The sequence below is a fragment of the Candidatus Symbiopectobacterium sp. NZEC135 genome (assembly GCF_025962695.1).
Genome location: NZ_JAGFPF010000412.1, coordinates 1 through 1,509, shown reverse-complemented (window position 1 = coordinate 1,509; position 1,509 = coordinate 1). Strand labels below are relative to the sequence as shown.

Genomic DNA, 1,509 nt, shown 5'->3' with positions numbered 1-1,509 from the left:
TCAGCCCGCCGATGGAGAGCGCATAGACCAACGCCCCCACCACGATCGCTCGCATGCCAAAGCGTGCCACCAGCCTCGGTGCGGCCAGCGACGCCAAGATAAAACCCAGGCTACAGGGTGCAAAGATGCTGCCCGCCACCAAGGGATCGAGACCCAGACCGGTTTGCATCAGCAACGCGAAGCACAAAAAGAAGGAGCTCGACGTCGAGTAGACCAGCAACACCAGCACAGCCCCCAACGCAAAACGGCGTTGCGATAGCAACTGCATGTCGACCAGAGGGATTCCGCCGCGCATCCGCCGCCACTCTTGCTGCCGATAAAACAGTGCAAACAGCACCATTGCCGCACTCATCGACCAGAAACTCCACCCCGGCCAGCCTTGTGCGGGCCCCTCGATCAGTGCCACCAGCAGCAGTGTCAACCCCGCACTGCTCAACACCATCCCCGTCCCGTCCAAGTCTGAGCGCTGTGGCGCGCGAGTTTCTGGAATACAGCGCGCAGCGACGAGGGCAAACAGACCCATGGGCACATTGATAAGAAAGATGCTGCGCCAGCCCAGCCCGAGCAGATCGGCATATACCATCCAGCCACCCAGCACCTGGCCCGCAATCGCGGACAGACCGAGCGTCATCCCCAGCAGGCCGAAGGCACGGCGGCTGTCATCTCCGCCGAAGTTGACGCGAATGGACGCATAGACCTGGGGGAACAGCAAGGCGGCGGCCAAACCTTGTAACACCCGTGCGCCGATCAAAAAGTTGGCGCTGGGTGCCAGTCCGCACAACACCGATGTCAGGGTGAAACTCGCCATGCCGACGATGAACAGTCGGCGGCGACCAAACCGGTCTCCCAGCCGCCCACCGGTGATGAGCAAGACACCGAAGGCCAACTCGTAGCCAGCCACGATAAAACCGACCTGCGCAAAGCTCGCACCCAGCCCGGTTTGCATGCTGGGAATCGCCACGTTGACCACGAACAGATCGAAGATGGTCATGAAACCGGCGAACAGCAGCACGGACAACCCCAGCCACGGTGGAGCACTGACGGCGCGCTCGGACGACAGCGTACAGCAAGAATTTGAGTTCATATTGCGTTTCCAGAGTAAAGAAGCGAACATTCTCAAATTCTTTTTAAACGATTACAATTTAACACGTTATGCTATTACTAAAAGCAACGAGGTAAATGATGCGAACTCTGGAACGAACCCGCCCCGATCTGGCGGCTTTCCTGCGCACGCTCCGTGAGCGTCTTACGCCAGCCGAGGTAGGGCTGCCCAGTGGCAACCGACGTCGCACGCCGGGACTGCGGCGCGAAGAGGTCGCCGCACTCGCTGGCGTTGGCCTGACCTGGTACACCTGGTTGGAACAAGGGCGTGACATCGGGGTGTCGGCCAGCTTTCTCGATAATCTGGCGCGGGTGCTTAAACTGGACGCGGCCCAGCGCAGGCACCTGTATCTGTTGGCCCACCAACGCCCGCCCGCAGAACCTGGAAAAACCTGGTGCGTGCTGCCT

2 protein-coding genes are annotated in these 1,509 nt (G+C 60.3%); one reads left to right on the top strand and one right to left on the bottom strand.

Annotation, left to right across the window (positions count from 1 at the left end; translation table 11 throughout):
- Positions 1 to 1,084: MFS transporter (locus J5224_RS27400; RefSeq protein ID WP_264628293.1), on the bottom strand; the 1,084-nt coding region annotated here is incomplete at its 3' end.
- A gap of 98 nt (positions 1,085 to 1,182) precedes the next feature.
- Between J5224_RS27400 and J5224_RS27395 the strand changes: the two genes are divergently transcribed.
- A partial coding sequence (locus J5224_RS27395; protein WP_264628294.1) for a helix-turn-helix domain-containing protein occupies positions 1,183 to 1,509 on the top strand: 327 nt, incomplete at its 3' end.